We start from the raw sequence: 16,074 nt of genomic DNA on the forward strand, positions 1-16,074 counted from the left end.
CGCTATCATGACCCGCAGCGAACTCAACATCCTCCGGCGCCTGTGGCGCAGCACCAAGCAGGGGCTGTGGTTCCGTCCCCTGCTCTGGATCCTGGCGGTGACCCTGCTGGCCCTGGCGACCTATCCTCTGGGGGCCTGGCTGCTGGACCTGCTGCCGCTGCCGGAGGTGAAGAGGGAGACAGCGCAGGCGCTGCTGGAACTGCTGGCCAGCGCCATGCTGACGGTGACCACCGTCGCCTTCTCGATGGTGATGGTGGTGATCACCTTCGCCTCCGGGCAGGTCTCCCCGCGGTCGATCCCGGGGATCCTGCGCGATGCCGCGATCCAGGATGCCCTGGGCGTGTTCCTGGCCGGGCTGGTCTTCGGCCTGCTGGGCATGCTGTCGATCGAGGTGATCGGCATCTGGCCCCACGGCCCGCTGGTCACCGTGCTGCTGGGCGGGGTGATCTGCACCCTCACGGTGATCTACCTGGTGCGCCTGATCCACCATGTCTCGCGCCGCGTCCAGGTCACCCACATCCTGGCCCAGCAGCGCATCCTGGGGCATGCGGCGATCGAGCGCTTCTTTGGCACGGCGCCGCCGGGCAAGGCCGTGCCTCTCGATACCGACGGTGCGGATGGGGCTGGCCGGTACCCCGGTTTCGGTGACTGCAAGCTGCAGCTGGATGCACCCGTCTCGGGCTATCTGCAGGTACTGAACCTGCAGGATGTCTTCCACTTCGCCCTGGCGCACGACCTGTTCGTCCGGGTGCTTCATACCGAAGGCGATTATGTCGGCCGCGGCTGGCCGATCTTCGACATCCATGCGGCCCGCATGCCGGATGACGAGACCCTGTCCGCGCTGCGCGCTACGGCCCAGATCGGCGAGGAGCGGACGCCGGAAGGCGATCCGCTGTTCCCGCTGGAAGTGCTCGGCGAGATCGGCGAGCGCGCCCTGTCGCCCGGCGTCAACGATACCGGGACGGCGCTTGCCGCACTCGACCATGTCGCCGACTGCCTGCTGCGCTGGGCCCGGCATGCCGATCGCCTGCCGGGGCTGACCGATGACGACGGCCGCCTGCGGGTCGCCGTCACGCCGCCGCGCCTGGCCACCGCGCTGGAACGGACGGTGGCGCGCATCCTGCGCAGCGGCCAGGGCAATCCGGAGGTGGAAAGGCGGGCCCTCTGGCTCCTGGACCAGCTGGCCCGAAGCGACAGCATCGATGCCATGGCACGCACCGCCATCGTCGCCCTGCGCCGTCGTGCCGCGCGGCGAAACGGGGAGGATGGCGGCAGCGGGAACTCCTGAACCCCGGCCACCGTTAATGCGACGCACGCCCCGTCCGGGCCGCCGGCGCGGACCGGAGGGGCAGCGATCTCAACGGAGGTGATGATGACGGCCGACAGCAACAGCAGGACCGATCGCAACCAGGGCGAGGGCGACCGCGAGTCCGCGCGCCGCTACAACAAGGATGCCCGCGAATTCGTCGCCGACCACGACGTGTCCAAGAAGGCGAAGGATGCAGAGAAGGCCCTGTCCGGCAAGGAGGGCAGCGCGCTGAAGGAAGCTGAGAAGGCGGGCAAGTCCAAGGCGCGGGAAGAGGATCCGCAGGTCAGCCGCGACCGCTGAGGCGGCCGCGGCCGACGATCACCTGCCATTCGGCCGGAAGGCCCTGCACAGGCAGAACAAGCGCCCGGCCGCACGAGAGATGCGGCCGGGCGGCGAAGCGTTGGCTTCATTGCGGGACCATGGGGTCGCATCCAAGCGAGGGCGAATGTCCAGAGATGATTCGGTTTCGGCGGGGACCGCGCTGGCCGCCCTGGCCATCTGCGAGTCACTGCTGATCTCGCTGGTGGAAAAGGGGCTGCTGGACGAAGTGGAGCGCGAGGAGATCCTGGAAGCCGCGCTGGAGATGCATGTCAGGGCGGAGAGCCAGCGCTTCAGCCGGCGTGAGCACGAGGCGGCGGCGGAAATGATCCGCCGTGTGCTGGTGCGCTCGGATGCGCTGGGCGGATGAGGCGCCGTAGCCGTTCCGGGCATGGCCGATCCAGGCAGGGCAGGCACAGGTCCTTGGCCCGCCGGGCGCCTGATCGTATAGAGGTCCGGCCCGGCAGGGGGCCGGGACTGCAGGCGATCAGGGATGTCAGACAGTACGTTTCACGTCGATCTTGCCCAGATGATTGAGCAGATCGTCGGCAAGCTGTCGCGCTTCTTCGACATGACCGAGGAAATGGCCGACGGCATCAGGGTCCTGTGCAAGGACAGCACGGAATTCGCCCGCGGCACCCTCCTGATCGAGGCGGACCAGCCCTATCAGAAGGTCTTCCTGGTGCGCCAAGGATGGGCGGTGCGATACAAGCTGCTGCCGTCGGGTGACCGGCAGATCATCAATTTCGCCCTGCCCGGCGACTTCCTGTGCTTCAACGCGTCGATCTTCGGGACCTCGGACCATTTCGTCGCCGCCAAAACGTTTCTGCAGACCTTCGCGTTCGACATCGCGCCGTTCCAGCACATGCTGACCAGCTATCCGGCGATGGCACTGGCGATGTCCTGGGCCAACGCCCACGAGGAGGCCGTCCTGGCGGAACGCATCGCCTCGCTCGGGCGCCGCTCCGCGCGGCAGCGGATGGCGCATCTGTTCTGCGAGCTGTGGCGGCGGCTGCAGCTGCTGGGGCTGACCGAGCAGGGGGCCTTCCCGCTGCCTGTCACGCAGGAGGATCTGGGCGACACACTGGGGCTCAGCGTCGTTCACGTGAACCGCACCCTGCGCCGCCTTTCCGCCGATGGCCTGATCGCCCGCGAGCACGGGCTGGTCAGGATCCTCGACATGGGCCGGCTGCAGCAGGTCGCAGGGTTCGAGGACGGCTATCTGCATTTCACCGAACTGGCCGCGCGGCGGCGCTAGTAGGGCCGCCGGCGACACGAGATCCGGCGAGCCGGACAGGAGGAGGGGAGCATGGAGGCCCCGGCGACGATCCGAGAACGGCTGGCTGCCGATGGAGGGGTCCAGCCCCTGATCGATTCCTGGGAGGTGTTCCCGGCTCTCGAGCAGGCCATTCACCAGGCGGAGCACGAGGTCCTGCTCGCCTACTGGACCTTCGACCAGCGCCTGCCGCTCAGCTCGACCGACCTGGCGCCGGGGCTGGAGACCTGGGAGGATCTGTTGCTGGAGAAGGCCCGGCAGGGCGTTGCCGTGCGGATCCTGCTGACCGATTTCGATCCCGTCATGGCCCATCCCCTGCATCGCGGGACCGTCCAGAGCTATCGCAGGCTCGAGGCGTTGCGGCGGCGGCTCGAGCCGGCCGCCGCGGAACGCCTGCAGGTCGTTCTGTCGCTGCATGATACCCGTGTCGGCCGGGCGGCCGAGCTGCTGCTGCAGCCCGTGGCGCGCGGCCGTCTGGCCGGGCTCTGCCGGGAAGCCAGCGCATTGGCCCGTGAGGAGGGCCGGGAGGCGCTGAACCGCTGGCTGGAGGCCGCGCCGGGGATCTGGCGCCATGTCGCGCTGCGGGGCGACGCATTGAAGCCCCGCGCGGGGCTGATCCCGATCCATCCCGCCGTGCATCACGAGAAGTCCTGCATCATCGACGGACGCACCGCCTTCGTCGGCGGCCTGGACATCGGTCCCAAGCAGTATGACGACCGGGAACACGATACCGAGATCCCCTGGCACGACCTGGCCTGCCGGATGAACGGAGAGGGGGTGGGGATCCTGGAGCGTCGCCTTCGGGCGCGCTGGCAGCGTGAACTGGCCCTGTTCCAGCATCGCTGCGGGCTGCTGCAGGCTCCGGACGGCGTGACCCCGCTGCCGGTGCCGGTCGCCGAAGGCGGTGAGCCGCGGGATGCCGGTGCCCCGGTTACGCCGCCCTCCGTGTCGCTGCCCTCCGCGGGCCTGCCGCTCGACACCGAGCCGCGGGTGCTGTCCACACAGGCGGCCCTGCGGACCCCGATCTTCCGGATGACGCCGCCGCCGGCCGATGACGGCTTCCGCAACGCCTATCTGGACCTGATCGGCTCCGCGGAACGGCTGCTCTATCTGGAAACGCAGTTCCTGCGTGCCGGCGAGATCGCGGAGGCCATCCTGCGGCGGGCCCGGGAGGTGCCGTCGCTGGAGGTCATCCTTCTGTTGCCTCTGGTCAGCGACCTGATGCGCGATACACGCGACCCCAACCCGGGGTCGCGCCACGGGCAATGGCTGCAGCGCGACGCGGTCCGCCGCCTGCGCAAGGGGCTGGGCCATCGCTTCGGGGTCTTCACCCTGGTCCGCAATGCGCCCGCGCCCGCCTCTGCCATGGCGCATACCCGCGCCTATGGCAGTGACATGGTCTACGTTCATGCCAAGCTCGCGATCGCCGACGACCGCCGCATGATCCTGGGTTCCGCCAATCTGAACGGGCGCAGCCTCCACTTGGACACGGAGGCCGGGATCGACTGGTCGGACCCGCCGGCGATCAACCTGTTTCGCCGGCGTCTGTGGCGCCACCTGTTCGGCGATCTCGAGGATGCCGAGGCGGTGGCCGCTTTGGAAAGCCGGCCCCTGGGGCATTGGCGCCGCCTGGCCACGGAGAATGCCGGGCGGCAACCGGGCGAGCGGCGCGGCTATGTCGTGCCATTTCCGGATGAGGCCCTTGGCTGGCGTGCCGCCCGGCACTGGCTGCTGCCCGACACCTGCGTCTGACATGCGGGCATCTGGCCGTGGGAAAGCAGGCCGGACCGCGCCTGCGCGGGCCAGCATGAGCGCCGGGTCAGGGAAAATCCGGACGTCGCAGGAAAACACAAAAGCCCGCCGACCTGGACAGGGCGGCGGGTCTTCCGGTGAGCAGCCGGACAGGCGTGTGGCTGCTGCCCGTCATCATCGGCAGAAGATAGGGGGGCCGCGCCTCGCCGCAAATCATGCGGGACGCGCGGCTGGCAGGCGCTAGCTGCGCTTGCGTCCCCGCTTCAGAATCTCGAGCATTTCGGACGGAACCTGCTCGTCCAGGATCGGGTCGTAGAGCTTGCGCAGTCCGGCCGACAGGACCTGGTCGATCCCGTCTCCCTGTTGCTCTTCCGCCTGGCTCTTGGGTTCAGCCTTCGCTTCTGCCTCCTGCCGGCCCTTGTTCTTGTCCTGGGCCATGGTGCGGCGTGACATCTCCATAGACGCCTCAGTCATGACGATACTGCCTTCTCAACGGAAACCTGGCCCTCAAGCAGCGGCCGCAGCGCGGCCCGGGCTCGCGACAGGCGGGAGCGCACGGTGCCGATCGGCACGTCCATGATCTCCGCGACCTCCTGGTAGGCCAGTCCCTCGACGCCGATCAGCATCAGCGTTTCCCGCTGATCCTCCGGCAGGGTGTCGATGGCAACCGCCAGTTCCTGCAGGGCCAGGGAATCGATCTGATTGCCCTGGGTCGGAATCTGCACCTCGTGCGGATCGGCATCCTTGGTGAACTTCGCCGCCCGGATGCCGTTGAGATGCGTATTCCGCATGATGGTGAACAGCCAGGCCAGCAGGTTGGTCCCCGGCTGGAACTGGTGCAGCTTGTCGAGCGCCCGCAACAGGGTGTCCTGCGTCAGGTCGTCGGCCTTGGCCTGCTCCCCGGTCAGGCTGCGTGCATAGCGGCGCAGCCTGGGGATATAGGATTCCAGGTCGTCGATCAGCGCTTCCTGCTCGACCGAAAGATCCGGACGGAGCCGGTCCTTCGCGCCTGCGGCAGGTGCCACCGTTTCCGCTGCTGCGGCGGCGAGCATCGGCTCGCGCATCACCACCGGCGCCGGACTCGACCGGCTTCCAACATTGTGGCTCGCCGTTGGTTTCATCAGGATCAGGCCTCCGCCTTCTCGAGGATCAGGTTCGGATCCCGGAACGACAGGGCCTGTGAAATCGCCGCCTTCAGGGTCTCGGGGTTGAAGGGCTTCTCGATCACATAGGTCGGTTCTGCCCGGGACCCGGTGAGCACGTCTTCTGGATGACCGGTCACATAGACGACCGGCGTACTGCCGCGGCGCATGATCTTCTGCGCCGCATCCAGGCCGCTGCTGCCGTCGGCCAGGCGGACGTCGGCAAGAACGAGGTCGGGCTGGGTGGCATCGAACAGTTCCAGCGCCTCGTTCTCGGTGGTCGCCGTCCCGGCAACCTGATGCCCCATCTCCTCAATGATCTGGCTGTTGCCCAGCGCGATCACCGGATCGTCCTCGATGATCAGGATATGCGCCTGCGGCAGGTTGGACAGCTCCTCCCGCGCATGGTCGATCATGGCGGCGATTTCTTCGTCGGGCTGGCGCAGGATCACGCTGATCTGCGGCACCTGGAACTGCTCCAGCTCGTAAAGCAGGAATGCCTGACGCTCCCGTCGCGGCAGGGTGGACAGCATCCGGCGGATCTGGGCGCCCTCGGGATCCGTGAGGTCGGCGCCGCGATCGGGCTGCGGTGGCGGCGCCAGGCGCATCCAGACATCGTGGAACGTGCGGAAAAGATGCAGTTTCGGCGCCCGCTCGAATTCCGCCTCGTCGATTTCCTGAAGGACCGCCTCCAGGCAGGCCTTCACATATTCGTCGCCGCGGATCTGCGACCCGGTCAGTGCCCGGGCATATCGGCGCAGATAGGGCAGGTGAGCAATCACCTGATCGGCCCCGCTACTCATTCAACCCCTCCTGTGTTGCTCGTGCCCGGCGGTTGGCCCGCCATGCGCACGATCAAGAACCCCGTTGAAACGCATGCCCAGCCAAATGGTTCCATGGACCCGTTTGGCCAGCGCGCGGTGCATTCCAACGACGACCGATCGCCAATCCTAGCATGCTCCGCGACGGGCGCGCGGCGGTGCCGCCGGGCCATGCGGTCCCGGCGGCACGATCATGCGTCAGTCGAAGTCGAGGTCGATATCGTCCTTGTCGGTCAGCGCGCCGGTGGCGGCGCCGACCGCGCCGCCCAGAATGGCGCCGTGGACCGGACTGGCGCCCAGCACGGCCGCGCCCAGGGCGCCGGTGCCGGCGCCAATGCCGCCGCCCGAAAGGGCGCGCTCGCCGCTCGAATTGCCGCAGGCGGCAACCGAGCCGGCCGTCAGCACACAGAATGCAATCACCGCGATCTTCTTCATAACCAGCCCTCCTTACCAGCGTGGTTTCGCAACGAAGAACAGCCGGTTCTGGTCTTGGTTCCGGCGAGTAATCGGCATTTGTTCCGGTGGTGTGACTTTCGTGACAGCCGTCACGATTTGGCCGCGGGAACCAACCGGGCAAGCGGTCGTTCTTTCTGTGCAGCCAATCAGATCCGCCCCGCCGCTGCTGGCAGGGCCTTGCGAACCGAGACGGGAGATCGAGACATGTTGGGTTGGGCACTTGGGTTTTTCATTCTTGCGCTGATCGCCGCACTGTTCGGCTTTGGCGGTATCGCTTCGGCATCTGCCGGCATCGCGCAGATTCTGTTCTTCATCTTCCTGGTGCTGCTTGCGATCTCGCTGATCGCGCATCTGTTCCGGGGGGCGGCGCGGCGCTGACCCGCCGGCCAGGCAAAAAAAGGGGGCGACCCGAAGGTCGCCCCCTTTTTTGTGCGCTGTACCGGACGCTCAATCGAAATCGAGATCGATATCGTCCTCGTCGGTGAGGGCGCCCGTTGCGGCACCGGCGGCACCGCCGACCGCGGCGCCCGCGACCGGATCCGCGCCCAGAACAGCAGCACCGAGGGCGCCGGTGCCGGCGCCGATGCCGCCACCGCTGAGCGCGCGCTCCCCCGTGGAATTGCCGCAGGCGGCCAGCCCGGCCGTGGTTGCGATGCAGAAGGCGACGATTGCGAGATTCTTCATGACCATGACCCCTTCTTGTTGGACAGGTTGAGGTGGTTCACCTGCCCAACACCAGGGTCGGAAACGAGGTTCCGAATAGGCCAGCCGGCCAGCGCCGCCCCGCGGCTTCGGTTCAGGCCAGCTGTTCGGCGTAGAGCGCCTGGTACTCCTCCGCGCCGATCTTCCGCGGGTTCGTATGTGTGCAGATATCGGCCAGGGCATGCTCCACCATGCCCGGCACCATGTCCGCGCCGACGCCCATCGCCTTCAGGTTGGGCGGCAGGCCGATCCGCGCGTTCAGCGCCTCGATCGCCGCCGCGAGATCCGTGTCGGGCGCCAGGCCCATCGCGTGCGCGATGCGCCCATACTTGTCTTCGGCATGCCCCGCATTGAAGCGCAGGACGGTTGGCAGCAGGACCGCGTTGAGGGTGCCGTGGTGCAGGTTCAGGGCCTTGATGCGGCCGGCGGCATGGCTCATGGAATGCACGGCGCCGAGCCCCTTGTTGAACGCCAGCGCGCCCTGGCTGGCCGCGATCATCATCTGTTTCCGGGCCTCGCGGTCCTGGCCGTCGGCCACTGCCCGTTCCAGGGCGCCGTCGCGGATCGCGCGGCTGAGCCCGTCATAGCCGAAGGCGTCGGCCATCGGGTTGTCTGTGGGCACCAGGATCGCCTCGATGCAATGGGTGACGCAGTCCATGCCGGTTGCTGCCGTCAGAAGGGGCGGCAGGCCGATGGTCAGCTCCGGATCGCAGATCGCCAGCCGCGGCACCAGCGATCCTGCCGCCAGGATCAGCTTCTCGCCGCTCTCCATCACGATTACAGAACCGCTGGAGACCTCGCTGCCGGTGCCGGCCGTGGTCGGCACCGCAACCACGGTGGCGGGGTTGCGGATCTTCTTGGTGCCGCCCCGGGCGGCCGTGAAGGACATCAGCTCGCCGTCATGAGTGGCCATGACGGCCACCGCCTTGGCCAGATCCATCGAGGAGCCGCCGCCCAGCGCGACGATGCCGTCGCAGCCTTCGGAGCGGTAGATCGCGGCGGCCTCCAGGACGGCCGCCTCGGTCGGGTTTTCCGGCGTCCTGTCGAAGACCGCGTGCGGCAGGCCGTCGAGCGAATCGACCAGCCGGGCCAGGAGGCCGATCCGGGCCAGTCCCGGGTCGGTACAGACCAGCGGGCGCGTGATACCGATCCTGCGCAGCTGGCCGTTCAGCTGCGACAGCGCGCCGAAATCCAGCAGGATGGAGAAGCGGAAGTTCATCAGGCCCATGACATTTCCTCGATTGTGTCCGGCGCGTGCCCGGTTGGCTGGGCGCCAAGTTGGCCCGCGCCGCGATGGCGTGCAACTTTCCCCGCCGGCGGACGCTGCGGAGGCCGGATGCGCATCGACGCGGGGGGGCGGCGGGTGCCAGAATGCGCCGCGGGGGCTGGATGTCACTGCATGGCTTCGGGGGACAGGCCATGCGCGGATCGTGGCACGGCGCGGCCGTGCCCATGGGCAGGTTTCAAAGGCACGACAAGGTCGTGCCCGGGGACAGGTTTCAAAGCAGATGGCAAGGCTCTTTTCGCAGGCAGCGCGCTGCGCTGCCATCCTCTCGATCATGGTCCTGTCCGGGGGCGGCACCGCGGTCGCGGCTGCGCCGGCCGACGGACAGGCGCCCATCCTGGCCGAAAAGGTCGCGGCCGGAACCCTGCCGCCGCTGGCGGACCGGCTGCCCGGGACACCGCGGGTCATGCAGGTGCCGGGGGCGGATCGGGCTGTGTATGGCGGCGAGCTGCGTACCCTGGTGCGCAGCGCCAAGGACGTGAAACTGGCCTTCGTCTACGGCTATGCGCGACTTGTCGGCTACGGGCCCGACTATCAGCTGGCCCCTGACATCCTGGAAAAGGTCGACGTGCAGGAAGACCGAGTCTTCACCCTGCACCTGCGCGAAGGCCATCGCTGGTCGGACGGCCATCCCTTCACCGCGGAGGACTTCCGCTACTGGTGGGACGATGTGGCCAACAATGCGGAGCTGTCGCCCAGCGGCCCGCCGCGCGACATGCTGGTCGACGGCAAGCCGCCGCTGTTCGAGGTCCTGGATGATCGGACCGTGCGCTACAGCTGGGAGAAGCCGAACCCGGTATTCCTGCCCCGCCTGGCGGGGGCGGCCCCCCTGCTGATCTACCGGCCCGCCCACTATCTGAAGCAGTTCCATGCGCGCTATGCCGAGGCGGCGGCGCTGCAACGGATGACCGGCGAGGCGCAGGCGGCCAACTGGGCGGTGCTGCATGACCGGGAGGACAATCTCTACAATTCGGACAATCCCGACCTGCCCAGCCTGCAGCCCTGGACCGTGCAGACGCGCAAGCCGGCGGAACGGTTCGTGATCGAGCGCAATCCCTATTTCCACCGGGTAGACCAGCGAGGGCGGCAACTGCCCTATATCGACCGGCTGATCCTGCTGGTGGTCAATCCGGGCCTGCTGGCGGCGAAGGCGGCCAGGGGGGAGGCGGACCTGGCGGCGCGCGGCCTGACCTTCCAGGACACGCCGCTGCTGCGCGAACATGCGGCGGAGTTCAGTTACCAGGTCCGGCTGTGGCGTCAGGCGACCGGCGGGCATATCGTCCTCTACCCGAACCTGAACACCAGCGACCCGGTCTGGGGGCCGCTGCTGCGCGACGTGCGGGTGCGGCGGGCACTGAGCCTGGGCATCGACCGCGACGCGGTGAATGAGTTCCTGTTCTTCGGCCTGGGCCGCCCGGGCAACAACACGGTGATGGAGGAAAGCCCGCTGTTCGAGCCGCACTACCGGCACGAATGGGCGGTCCACGATCTCGAGAAGGCCAACGCCCTGCTGGACGAGGCCGGACTGACGGTGCGCGATGCGCAGGGCTGGCGCCTGGGGCCGGACGGCAAGCCGCTGGAGATCGTGGCGGAGACCGCCGGCGAGCAGCCGGAACAGGTCGACGCCCTGGAACTGATCCAGTCGGACTGGGCGAAGCTGGGCATCGAGATGGCGATCCGACCCTCGCACCGCGACACCCTGCGCGGGCGGGCCCTGTCGGGCGAGTCGGTGCTGTCGGTCTGGCCGGGCCTGACCAACGGCCTGGTGACCGCCGACATGCCGCCGCTGGAGATGGCGCCCAACAGCCAGATCGACTTCCAGTGGCCGGTCTGGGGCCTCCATGCGGAGACGGCCGGTGCCTCCGGCACGCCGCCGGACCTGCCGGAAGCGCGCGAACTGTCGGAACTCTATGCCGCCTGGAAGGAGGCGAAGAGCGCCGGCGAGCGCGACGAGATCTGGACGCGCATGCTGCAGATCCATGCCGACCAGGTCTTCACCATCGGCGTCGTCGCAGGCGTGCCGCAGCCGGTGCTGGTCTCCGACCGTCTGCACAACGTGCCTGAAGAGGCCGTCTACAGTTTCGACCCGGGCGCCTTCTTCGGCGTCTACAACCCGCCCGGGTTCTGGCTCGATCCGAAATAGGAGCATGTGACGATGACACTGACCCCTGTCCGGTGGCTGCGACCGGCTGCCTGCCTCACCCTGATGGCGGCGGTCCTGGCACCGTTCGCCGCCGACCCGGCAAGGGCACAGGTCACGGCGGGCTACTCCATCGAGTTCGAGCTGCCCACCTTCCCCTTCAAGAAGGCAATGAACGCCCGCTTCCGGCCGGATCTCGACCCCCTGGTGGACGAGATCTCGCGCCGGCAGGAGGCGGGCGACGACGTGACCTGCTCACTGCAGATCTATCGCGAGGCGCATTGGCTGGTGAACTACACGCCCGATGCGGAGCGGGCAAAGAAGCGGATCGCCGACCTGGAGGAGAGCCTGAAGGAGAAGGACCAGTCCTGGGCGCTGGAGCAGACCGAGAGCGACGGCTCCTGGGGCGCCTGCTACGACGCCTGGTTCTTCCGTCTGCAGGCCTCGGTGGATCCGCTGAAGCGCCTGCAGGGGGAGGGGCAGCAGCCGAAATACCCGCTGAAATTCCTGCAGCCGGTGAACGAACCGAAGAAGCTTACCGACATGCTGGAGGAGATGAAGATCTCCGACATCGATGCCGGCGAGGCGAACCGGCGGCGGGAGCTGAACATGGTGGTGACCGCCATGGGGCAGCTTCTGTTCCTGGACTATCTGGCGCCGATGCTGCCGGCGGACTATCCCCGCGAGCAGGTCGCGCAGGGCCTGCGCGACTACATGGACAATGACTGGCAGAACAAGGACACGGGGTACTGGGGCGCCTGGTACCTGCAGAACGGCGAGCTAGTGAAGACCGACGATCTGAGTGTGACCTTCCACATCATTTCCTACCGCCGTGGCGACGTGAAGATGCTCGACCAGCTGGTGGACACCACCTTCAGCCTGCGGGAGACGAAATACCCCTATGGCTGGCAGGACCGCGGCACGACGAACAACCACCACAACTACGACGTGGCGACGATCCTGAAGTACGGCTGGCCGGCGATGGACTATATCCAGCGGTCCCGCGCCAGCGCCGAGATCGGCATCATGCTGGCGCGCAGCCTGCGCCTGACCCTGGACGGGCAGGGCCGGTTCTACACCGACGCCTACGACAATATCGGCGATGCCTACTATTTCGGCGTCTCGTTCCTCGACGTCGCCGGCTATTTCGACCCGTCGAAGCGGTTCTGGGCGCAGAAGCTCAAATTCCCCGAATCCCGGAACCTGAAGCAGCGCCTGATCGCGAACATGAAGGCCCTGGACAGCGAGGACCCGATGATCCTGCTGGCTCTCCAGAAGCTGGGCGTGGATACGACAGGCGATGGTGCCGCGGCGGGCGACGACCCGGGGTCGTCCGACTAGAGCGGCATCCGGCTATAGGGTTCCCATCTTTGGTAGAAGCGTAGTCGTTCTCGGGCTTGACCCGAAAACCCATTCCGCAACCCGGTCAGCAGCTGGGAGGCTGGCGGAATGGATCCCCGATCAAGTCGGAGATGACGATTGTGTATGTGTCGCCGCTTCCATCTGTTCCGGGACCGCTCTAGAAGTCCGCCTGGCCCGAAGGAATGGCCGCCATATGGGCGGCGAGCCATTCCTTCGGGGTCAGCACGGTAACCGGCAGTGACTGCCGCACCGACAGCAGGTCGGAGTCGCTGCTGATCAGGGTGGCCCCGGCGATCTGGGCCAGAGCCGCGAACTTGCGGTCCGACGGGTCCGGCACCACCGCGAAGACGGCGGGCGGGGCGCCGGACTCGAACGCGCATCCATCCTCGAACAGGCGCTCCGCGATGGTGGGGTCGAGCCGGGGGATCTGTCTCAGGACATGGCGGGTTTCGGCGCGGGTATCCGCATTCCAGGCCAGCCGGAGCCGGCCGTCCGCAGCCAGCGACACGATCCGGCCGCTGGCGCTGCCGGAATTGAAGCCGGCGGCCACGAAGACGTTGGTGTCGAGTACGACCAGCGGCGCGGCGGCCGGACAGGCCCCGTCCGCCGGTGCCTGCCCGGACGCGTCCAAACCGCGGCGGTCCGCTAGTCGGCGGCCTGCTGTCCCTTGTCGTCGGCGCCGGCAGTCTCCAGCGCCTTGATGCGGCGTTCCAGCTTGGACATGCGCGAGTCCATCTGGGCGATGTCGATCGCGGAGCGCTCGGTGTCCACCGCCAGGGAGACGACGATGTTCTGCAACGCCCAGAGCGTGCCCTCCGCCCGGGCGAACAAGAGGTCGTTGAGGGTGTAGTCGCTGTCATCCTCGCTGACCGGTTCGTCGCCCAGCGCCGGCAGGGTCGCGCCGATCCCAAGGCCGAGCAGGATGCCCGCCGTCAGGGTCAGAATGGTCCGTCGCATCGCATCCTCCCGCGCCGGGGATGGTCCCGGGCGCACCGATTGGTCCCTGCCGGCCATTCTGCGGATCGTCGGCCGCGGGACAAGGGGGTGTCGCCGCCGGGCGGTTGCCGGGCGGCCCTCAGTCCAGCTGGAAGAGCAGGGATTTCAGGTAGGCCGTCTCCGGCAGGGCGACATGGACCGGATGGTCCGCCGACGCGCCGGCCGCCTGCAGCAGCCGGCCGCCGCGGCCGGCCAGTTGCAGGCCGCGGCCGACTTCCTCCGCGAAGCGGTCCGGCTCCACGGCATGGCTGCAGGAGGCGATGAACAGGAAGCCGCCGGGCTGGACGCGGTCGGCCGCCAGGCGGGCCAGCTTGCGATAGGCCTTGGCGGCGGTCGGCACGTCCTTGCGGGAGCGCGCGAAGGGCGGCGGGTCCGCGATCACCATCCCGAAGCGGCGGCCGTCCTGCGCCAGGGCGGCCAGGGCCTGAAACGCCTCCTGACGGTGGAAGGAGACCTGGTCGCCGAAGCCGTTGGCGGCGGCCGCCGCCCTGGCCAGCTCAAGCGCGGGGGCGGAAGAATCGATCCCGATGACCGCCGCCGCGCCGCCGGCTGCGGCATGCAGGGCGAAGCCGCCGGAATGGCAGTACAGGTCCAGCACCTCCAGGTCGCGGGCCAGGCGGCCGGCCATGATCCTGTTGTCGCGCTGGTCGTGGTACCAGCCGGTCTTCTGCCCGGCCATCGGGTCGGCATGGAAGGTGACGCCGTTCTCCTGCAGGGTCACCGGACCGCCGGTACTGCCATGTGCGATGCTGGCCGGCAGCGGCGGCAGACCCTCGCGATGTCGCGCCGTCTCGTCGCCTCGCAGGATCACGCAGGCGGCGCCCGATTGCGCCGCGACGGCAGCCACCACCGCGTCCCGCAGCCCGTCCAGGCCGGCGCCGTTGACCTGCACCACAGCGGTGTCGCCGATCCGGTCCACCACCAGTGCCGGCAGGCCGTCCGCCTCGGCATGAACGATGCGGCATTGCGGCCAGAGACCCAGGCGTTGCCGAAGGGCGATGGCCTGGCCCAGCCGCTGGTCCAAAAGCGCTTCGTCGAAGGGGCGGTCGGGTGCGGCATCGTACAGCCGCACCGCGATCAGGCTCTGCGGCGTGACGAAGCCGCTGCCCAGCGGTGCGCCGCCGGCATCGGTCACCGTGACCTGCGTGCCGGCGCCCAGCGCCTTCGCCGCCGGCATGTCGATCTCGTTGGCGTAGATCCAGGGGCGCAGGCGTGCCGCAGCGTCGCCGCGACCGCGCCGCCGGTCGCCCCGCCGGTCGCCCCCGGGGCGGGCCAGCAGAGACAGGCGCGGCAGGCTCATCGTGTGTCCTCCGGGCGGCACGCCATCAGCTGTCGCCATAAACGAAGCCCAGAAGGGCGAAGCGCGTACCGCTTTCCACCGCCATCACCTCGTGCAGCAGGGAGCAGGAGAAGACGATCGCCGCCCCCGTTTCCGGCCGGTAGCGGTGTTCGGAGAATTCCGGGAAGCGCAGGCTGCCGCCCTCGAAGGATTCGGTGTTCAGGTTCACCGTCACCGCGAAGCGGCGATGGGCGACGGCCGGTTCGGTATTGTCCCGGTGCGGGATCGGGCGTCCGCCCCGGTCGCCGCCATAGCGCGCGATGCGATAGGTCTCCCGTCGCGTGATGCGGTACTGGAACGCCTTCTGGATCACCGGCAGCAGGCGGGCCTGGAAACGGCTGTCGATCAGTGCGTTGGTATCCTGGTCGATCACCCAATGATCGATCCGGTCCTCCCGGCCATAGTCCGGGATCCGCATCTTGTAGTCGGTGGTCTGGCCGGCGACGTTGTGACCGGGTTCGACGAACTTCTGGCCGCGCATCGTGTAGACGGTCATCAGGCGCTTGCAGTCCGCCGGGCTCAGGACGTCCGGGACCGTCAGCACCGGCGGATGCATCACGCCCGGCGCGACCGCCGCGGCCGGCACCAGCACCTGCAGCGCCGCCGCAAGTGCCTCCCCCAGCGCAGCCGGGTCTGTGCTGTCCCGCACCACCGCGCGCACATGCCCGTTCGGTGCGACCGCGATGCCGACCAGCTCGCCACTCTCACCGGGCAGCGCGGTGCCGCGTGCCTGCAGCGCCAGGGTGGCCCGCTGCCAGGCGGGCTCCGGCCCGGCCGCTGCGGCAGGCGGTGCGTTGCGGCCGATGGTGACGCAGAGCAGGCGCGGCAAAGCCGTGTCCAGTGCGGCATGCAGCCGGTCGGCACAGGCCGCCGCCTGCGCGGCGTGATGCGGCCCGTGCAGCAGCCAGGCCTGCGGCCGGCCGGCAAAGGCATCGTCGTAGAGGTCGATCTCGGTGCCGGCCGCATCGGCAAGGGAAAGCTGCGGCGCCACGTCGCCGGCCGCAATGGCACCTGGGCTGGGCTGCTGCATGTCGGTCACTCCGCCTCCGGGTTGCGACAGCGGTAGCGCAGGGGGCACGGCAGGGGAACCGCCAAAGTGTCGCGCCGTGCCGGCCTTTCCGGTGGCGGACCGGATTTTGCATCCACCTTGTGTCGGGTGTCACACAGGGATCGCTT

18 protein-coding genes are annotated in these 16,074 nt (G+C 68.4%); 8 read left to right on the top strand and 10 right to left on the bottom strand.

The genetic code is table 11. The features are described from left to right. The first annotated feature begins 7 nt into the window (after positions 1-7). From ACFOGJ_RS18580 to ACFOGJ_RS18600, 5 genes are all read left to right on the top strand, one after another. Complete coding sequence (locus tag ACFOGJ_RS18580; RefSeq protein ID WP_379903291.1) at positions 8-1,288, top strand: DUF2254 domain-containing protein; 1,281 nt, start codon at positions 8-10, stop codon at positions 1,286-1,288. Between the two features lie 84 nt (positions 1,289-1,372). Then, complete coding sequence (locus tag ACFOGJ_RS18585) at positions 1,373-1,609, top strand: hypothetical protein (protein WP_379903293.1); 237 nt, start codon at positions 1,373-1,375, stop codon at positions 1,607-1,609. A 145-nt stretch (positions 1,610-1,754) separates the two neighbouring features. Then, positions 1,755-1,997 carry a hypothetical protein gene (locus ACFOGJ_RS18590; protein WP_379903295.1) on the top strand — a complete coding sequence of 81 codons (243 nt, stop codon included), beginning with the start codon at positions 1,755-1,757 and terminating at the stop codon, positions 1,995-1,997. Positions 1,998-2,120: 123 nt separating this feature from the next. After that, entirely contained in the window at positions 2,121-2,885 is a 765-nt protein-coding gene (locus ACFOGJ_RS18595; RefSeq protein WP_379903297.1) for a Crp/Fnr family transcriptional regulator, read from the top strand. 51 nt (positions 2,886-2,936) lie between these two features. Next, positions 2,937-4,655 carry a phospholipase D-like domain-containing protein gene (locus tag ACFOGJ_RS18600; protein WP_379903299.1) on the top strand — a complete coding sequence of 573 codons (1,719 nt, stop codon included), beginning with the start codon at positions 2,937-2,939 and terminating at the stop codon, positions 4,653-4,655. 240 nt (positions 4,656-4,895) lie between these two features. Here ACFOGJ_RS18600 and ACFOGJ_RS18605 read toward each other — a convergent pair whose 3' ends face one another. The 4 genes from ACFOGJ_RS18605 to ACFOGJ_RS18620 all read right to left on the bottom strand — a co-directional run bounded on the left by ACFOGJ_RS18605 (position 4,896) and on the right by ACFOGJ_RS18620 (position 7,053). Next, positions 4,896-5,129, bottom strand: coding sequence for a hypothetical protein (locus ACFOGJ_RS18605; RefSeq protein WP_379903301.1), 234 nt, complete (start codon positions 5,127-5,129; stop codon positions 4,896-4,898). Further along, positions 5,126-5,776 carry an RNA polymerase sigma factor gene (locus ACFOGJ_RS18610; protein WP_379903303.1) on the bottom strand — a complete coding sequence of 217 codons (651 nt, stop codon included), beginning with the start codon at positions 5,774-5,776 and terminating at the stop codon, positions 5,126-5,128. The genes ACFOGJ_RS18605 and ACFOGJ_RS18610 overlap by 4 nt, the downstream gene beginning before the upstream one ends. Before the next feature lie 5 nt (positions 5,777-5,781). Beyond that, positions 5,782-6,600, bottom strand: coding sequence for a response regulator (locus tag ACFOGJ_RS18615; RefSeq protein WP_379903304.1), 819 nt, complete (start codon positions 6,598-6,600; stop codon positions 5,782-5,784). Between the two features lie 216 nt (positions 6,601-6,816). Next, entirely contained in the window at positions 6,817-7,053 is a 237-nt protein-coding gene (locus ACFOGJ_RS18620; protein WP_379903306.1) for a hypothetical protein, read from the bottom strand. Between the two features lie 225 nt (positions 7,054-7,278). On the opposite strand from ACFOGJ_RS18620, the gene ACFOGJ_RS18625 reads away from it, so the two are divergent. Beyond that, positions 7,279-7,452 carry a DUF1328 domain-containing protein gene (locus tag ACFOGJ_RS18625; protein ID WP_379903308.1) on the top strand — a complete coding sequence of 58 codons (174 nt, stop codon included), beginning with the start codon at positions 7,279-7,281 and terminating at the stop codon, positions 7,450-7,452. A 69-nt stretch (positions 7,453-7,521) separates the two neighbouring features. On the opposite strand, the gene ACFOGJ_RS18630 is transcribed toward ACFOGJ_RS18625, so the two are convergent. Together ACFOGJ_RS18630 and ACFOGJ_RS18635 are read right to left on the bottom strand one after the other, a co-directional pair. After that, on the bottom strand, positions 7,522-7,758 hold the full coding sequence (locus tag ACFOGJ_RS18630) for a hypothetical protein (RefSeq protein ID WP_379903310.1): 237 nt from the start codon (positions 7,756-7,758) through the stop codon (positions 7,522-7,524). A gap of 112 nt (positions 7,759-7,870) precedes the next feature. Then, positions 7,871-9,004 carry an iron-containing alcohol dehydrogenase gene (locus ACFOGJ_RS18635; protein WP_379903311.1) on the bottom strand — a complete coding sequence of 378 codons (1,134 nt, stop codon included), beginning with the start codon at positions 9,002-9,004 and terminating at the stop codon, positions 7,871-7,873. Positions 9,005-9,284: 280 nt separating this feature from the next. On the opposite strand from ACFOGJ_RS18635, the gene ACFOGJ_RS18640 reads away from it, so the two are divergent. Together ACFOGJ_RS18640 and ACFOGJ_RS18645 are read left to right on the top strand one after the other, a co-directional pair. After that, positions 9,285-11,204, top strand: a complete 1,920-nt coding sequence (locus ACFOGJ_RS18640) for an ABC transporter substrate-binding protein (protein ID WP_379903313.1) — start codon at positions 9,285-9,287, stop codon at positions 11,202-11,204. A gap of 12 nt (positions 11,205-11,216) precedes the next feature. Further along, positions 11,217-12,542, top strand: coding sequence for a hypothetical protein (locus ACFOGJ_RS18645; protein ID WP_379903315.1), 1,326 nt, complete (start codon positions 11,217-11,219; stop codon positions 12,540-12,542). Positions 12,543-12,720: 178 nt separating this feature from the next. Here the strand turns inward: ACFOGJ_RS18645 and ACFOGJ_RS18650 are convergent, their stop codons facing one another. The 4 genes from ACFOGJ_RS18650 to ACFOGJ_RS18665 form a co-directional block, all read right to left on the bottom strand. Next, positions 12,721-13,194, bottom strand: coding sequence for a PIN domain-containing protein (locus tag ACFOGJ_RS18650; RefSeq protein ID WP_379903317.1), 474 nt, complete (start codon positions 13,192-13,194; stop codon positions 12,721-12,723). Positions 13,195-13,208: 14 nt separating this feature from the next. Then, on the bottom strand, positions 13,209-13,520 hold the full coding sequence (locus tag ACFOGJ_RS18655; RefSeq protein ID WP_379903319.1) for a hypothetical protein: 312 nt from the start codon (positions 13,518-13,520) through the stop codon (positions 13,209-13,211). A gap of 118 nt (positions 13,521-13,638) precedes the next feature. Further along, positions 13,639-14,859 carry a class I SAM-dependent rRNA methyltransferase gene (locus ACFOGJ_RS18660; RefSeq protein ID WP_379903321.1) on the bottom strand — a complete coding sequence of 407 codons (1,221 nt, stop codon included), beginning with the start codon at positions 14,857-14,859 and terminating at the stop codon, positions 13,639-13,641. Between the two features lie 25 nt (positions 14,860-14,884). Continuing rightward, entirely contained in the window at positions 14,885-15,928 is a 1,044-nt protein-coding gene (locus ACFOGJ_RS18665; protein ID WP_379903686.1) for a 2OG-Fe(II) oxygenase, read from the bottom strand. Positions 15,929-16,074 lie beyond the last annotated feature (146 nt).

This window comes from Marinibaculum pumilum, assembly GCF_042646425.1.
In the GTDB taxonomy this organism is placed as follows: domain Bacteria; phylum Pseudomonadota; class Alphaproteobacteria; order Ferrovibrionales; family Ferrovibrionaceae; genus Marinibaculum; species Marinibaculum pumilum.

What these genes read in the sequence shown, in the direction of transcription:
- ACFOGJ_RS18645 (WP_379903315.1), top strand. Translation starts at nt 11,217, where the DNA reads ATGACACTGACCCCTGTCCGGTGGCTGCGACCGGCTGCCTGCCTCACC.
- ACFOGJ_RS18665 (WP_379903686.1), bottom strand. Translation starts at nt 15,928, where the DNA reads ATGCAGCAGCCCAGCCCAGGTGCCATTGCGGCCGGCGACGTGGCGCCG.
- ACFOGJ_RS18615 (WP_379903304.1), bottom strand. Translation starts at nt 6,600, where the DNA reads ATGAGTAGCGGGGCCGATCAGGTGATTGCTCACCTGCCCTATCTGCGC.
- ACFOGJ_RS18630 (WP_379903310.1), bottom strand. Translation starts at nt 7,758, where the DNA reads ATGAAGAATCTCGCAATCGTCGCCTTCTGCATCGCAACCACGGCCGGG.
- ACFOGJ_RS18620 (WP_379903306.1), bottom strand. Translation starts at nt 7,053, where the DNA reads ATGAAGAAGATCGCGGTGATTGCATTCTGTGTGCTGACGGCCGGCTCG.
- ACFOGJ_RS18635 (WP_379903311.1), bottom strand. Translation starts at nt 9,004, where the DNA reads ATGGGCCTGATGAACTTCCGCTTCTCCATCCTGCTGGATTTCGGCGCG.
- ACFOGJ_RS18660 (WP_379903321.1), bottom strand. Translation starts at nt 14,859, where the DNA reads ATGAGCCTGCCGCGCCTGTCTCTGCTGGCCCGCCCCGGGGGCGACCGG.
- ACFOGJ_RS18625 (WP_379903308.1), top strand. Translation starts at nt 7,279, where the DNA reads ATGTTGGGTTGGGCACTTGGGTTTTTCATTCTTGCGCTGATCGCCGCA.
- ACFOGJ_RS18605 (WP_379903301.1), bottom strand. Translation starts at nt 5,129, where the DNA reads ATGACTGAGGCGTCTATGGAGATGTCACGCCGCACCATGGCCCAGGAC.
- ACFOGJ_RS18590 (WP_379903295.1), top strand. Translation starts at nt 1,755, where the DNA reads ATGTCCAGAGATGATTCGGTTTCGGCGGGGACCGCGCTGGCCGCCCTG.
- ACFOGJ_RS18610 (WP_379903303.1), bottom strand. Translation starts at nt 5,776, where the DNA reads ATGAAACCAACGGCGAGCCACAATGTTGGAAGCCGGTCGAGTCCGGCG.
- ACFOGJ_RS18595 (WP_379903297.1), top strand. Translation starts at nt 2,121, where the DNA reads ATGTCAGACAGTACGTTTCACGTCGATCTTGCCCAGATGATTGAGCAG.
- ACFOGJ_RS18640 (WP_379903313.1), top strand. Translation starts at nt 9,285, where the DNA reads ATGGCAAGGCTCTTTTCGCAGGCAGCGCGCTGCGCTGCCATCCTCTCG.
- ACFOGJ_RS18600 (WP_379903299.1), top strand. Translation starts at nt 2,937, where the DNA reads ATGGAGGCCCCGGCGACGATCCGAGAACGGCTGGCTGCCGATGGAGGG.
- ACFOGJ_RS18580 (WP_379903291.1), top strand. Translation starts at nt 8, where the DNA reads ATGACCCGCAGCGAACTCAACATCCTCCGGCGCCTGTGGCGCAGCACC.
- ACFOGJ_RS18655 (WP_379903319.1), bottom strand. Translation starts at nt 13,520, where the DNA reads ATGCGACGGACCATTCTGACCCTGACGGCGGGCATCCTGCTCGGCCTT.
- ACFOGJ_RS18585 (WP_379903293.1), top strand. Translation starts at nt 1,373, where the DNA reads ATGACGGCCGACAGCAACAGCAGGACCGATCGCAACCAGGGCGAGGGC.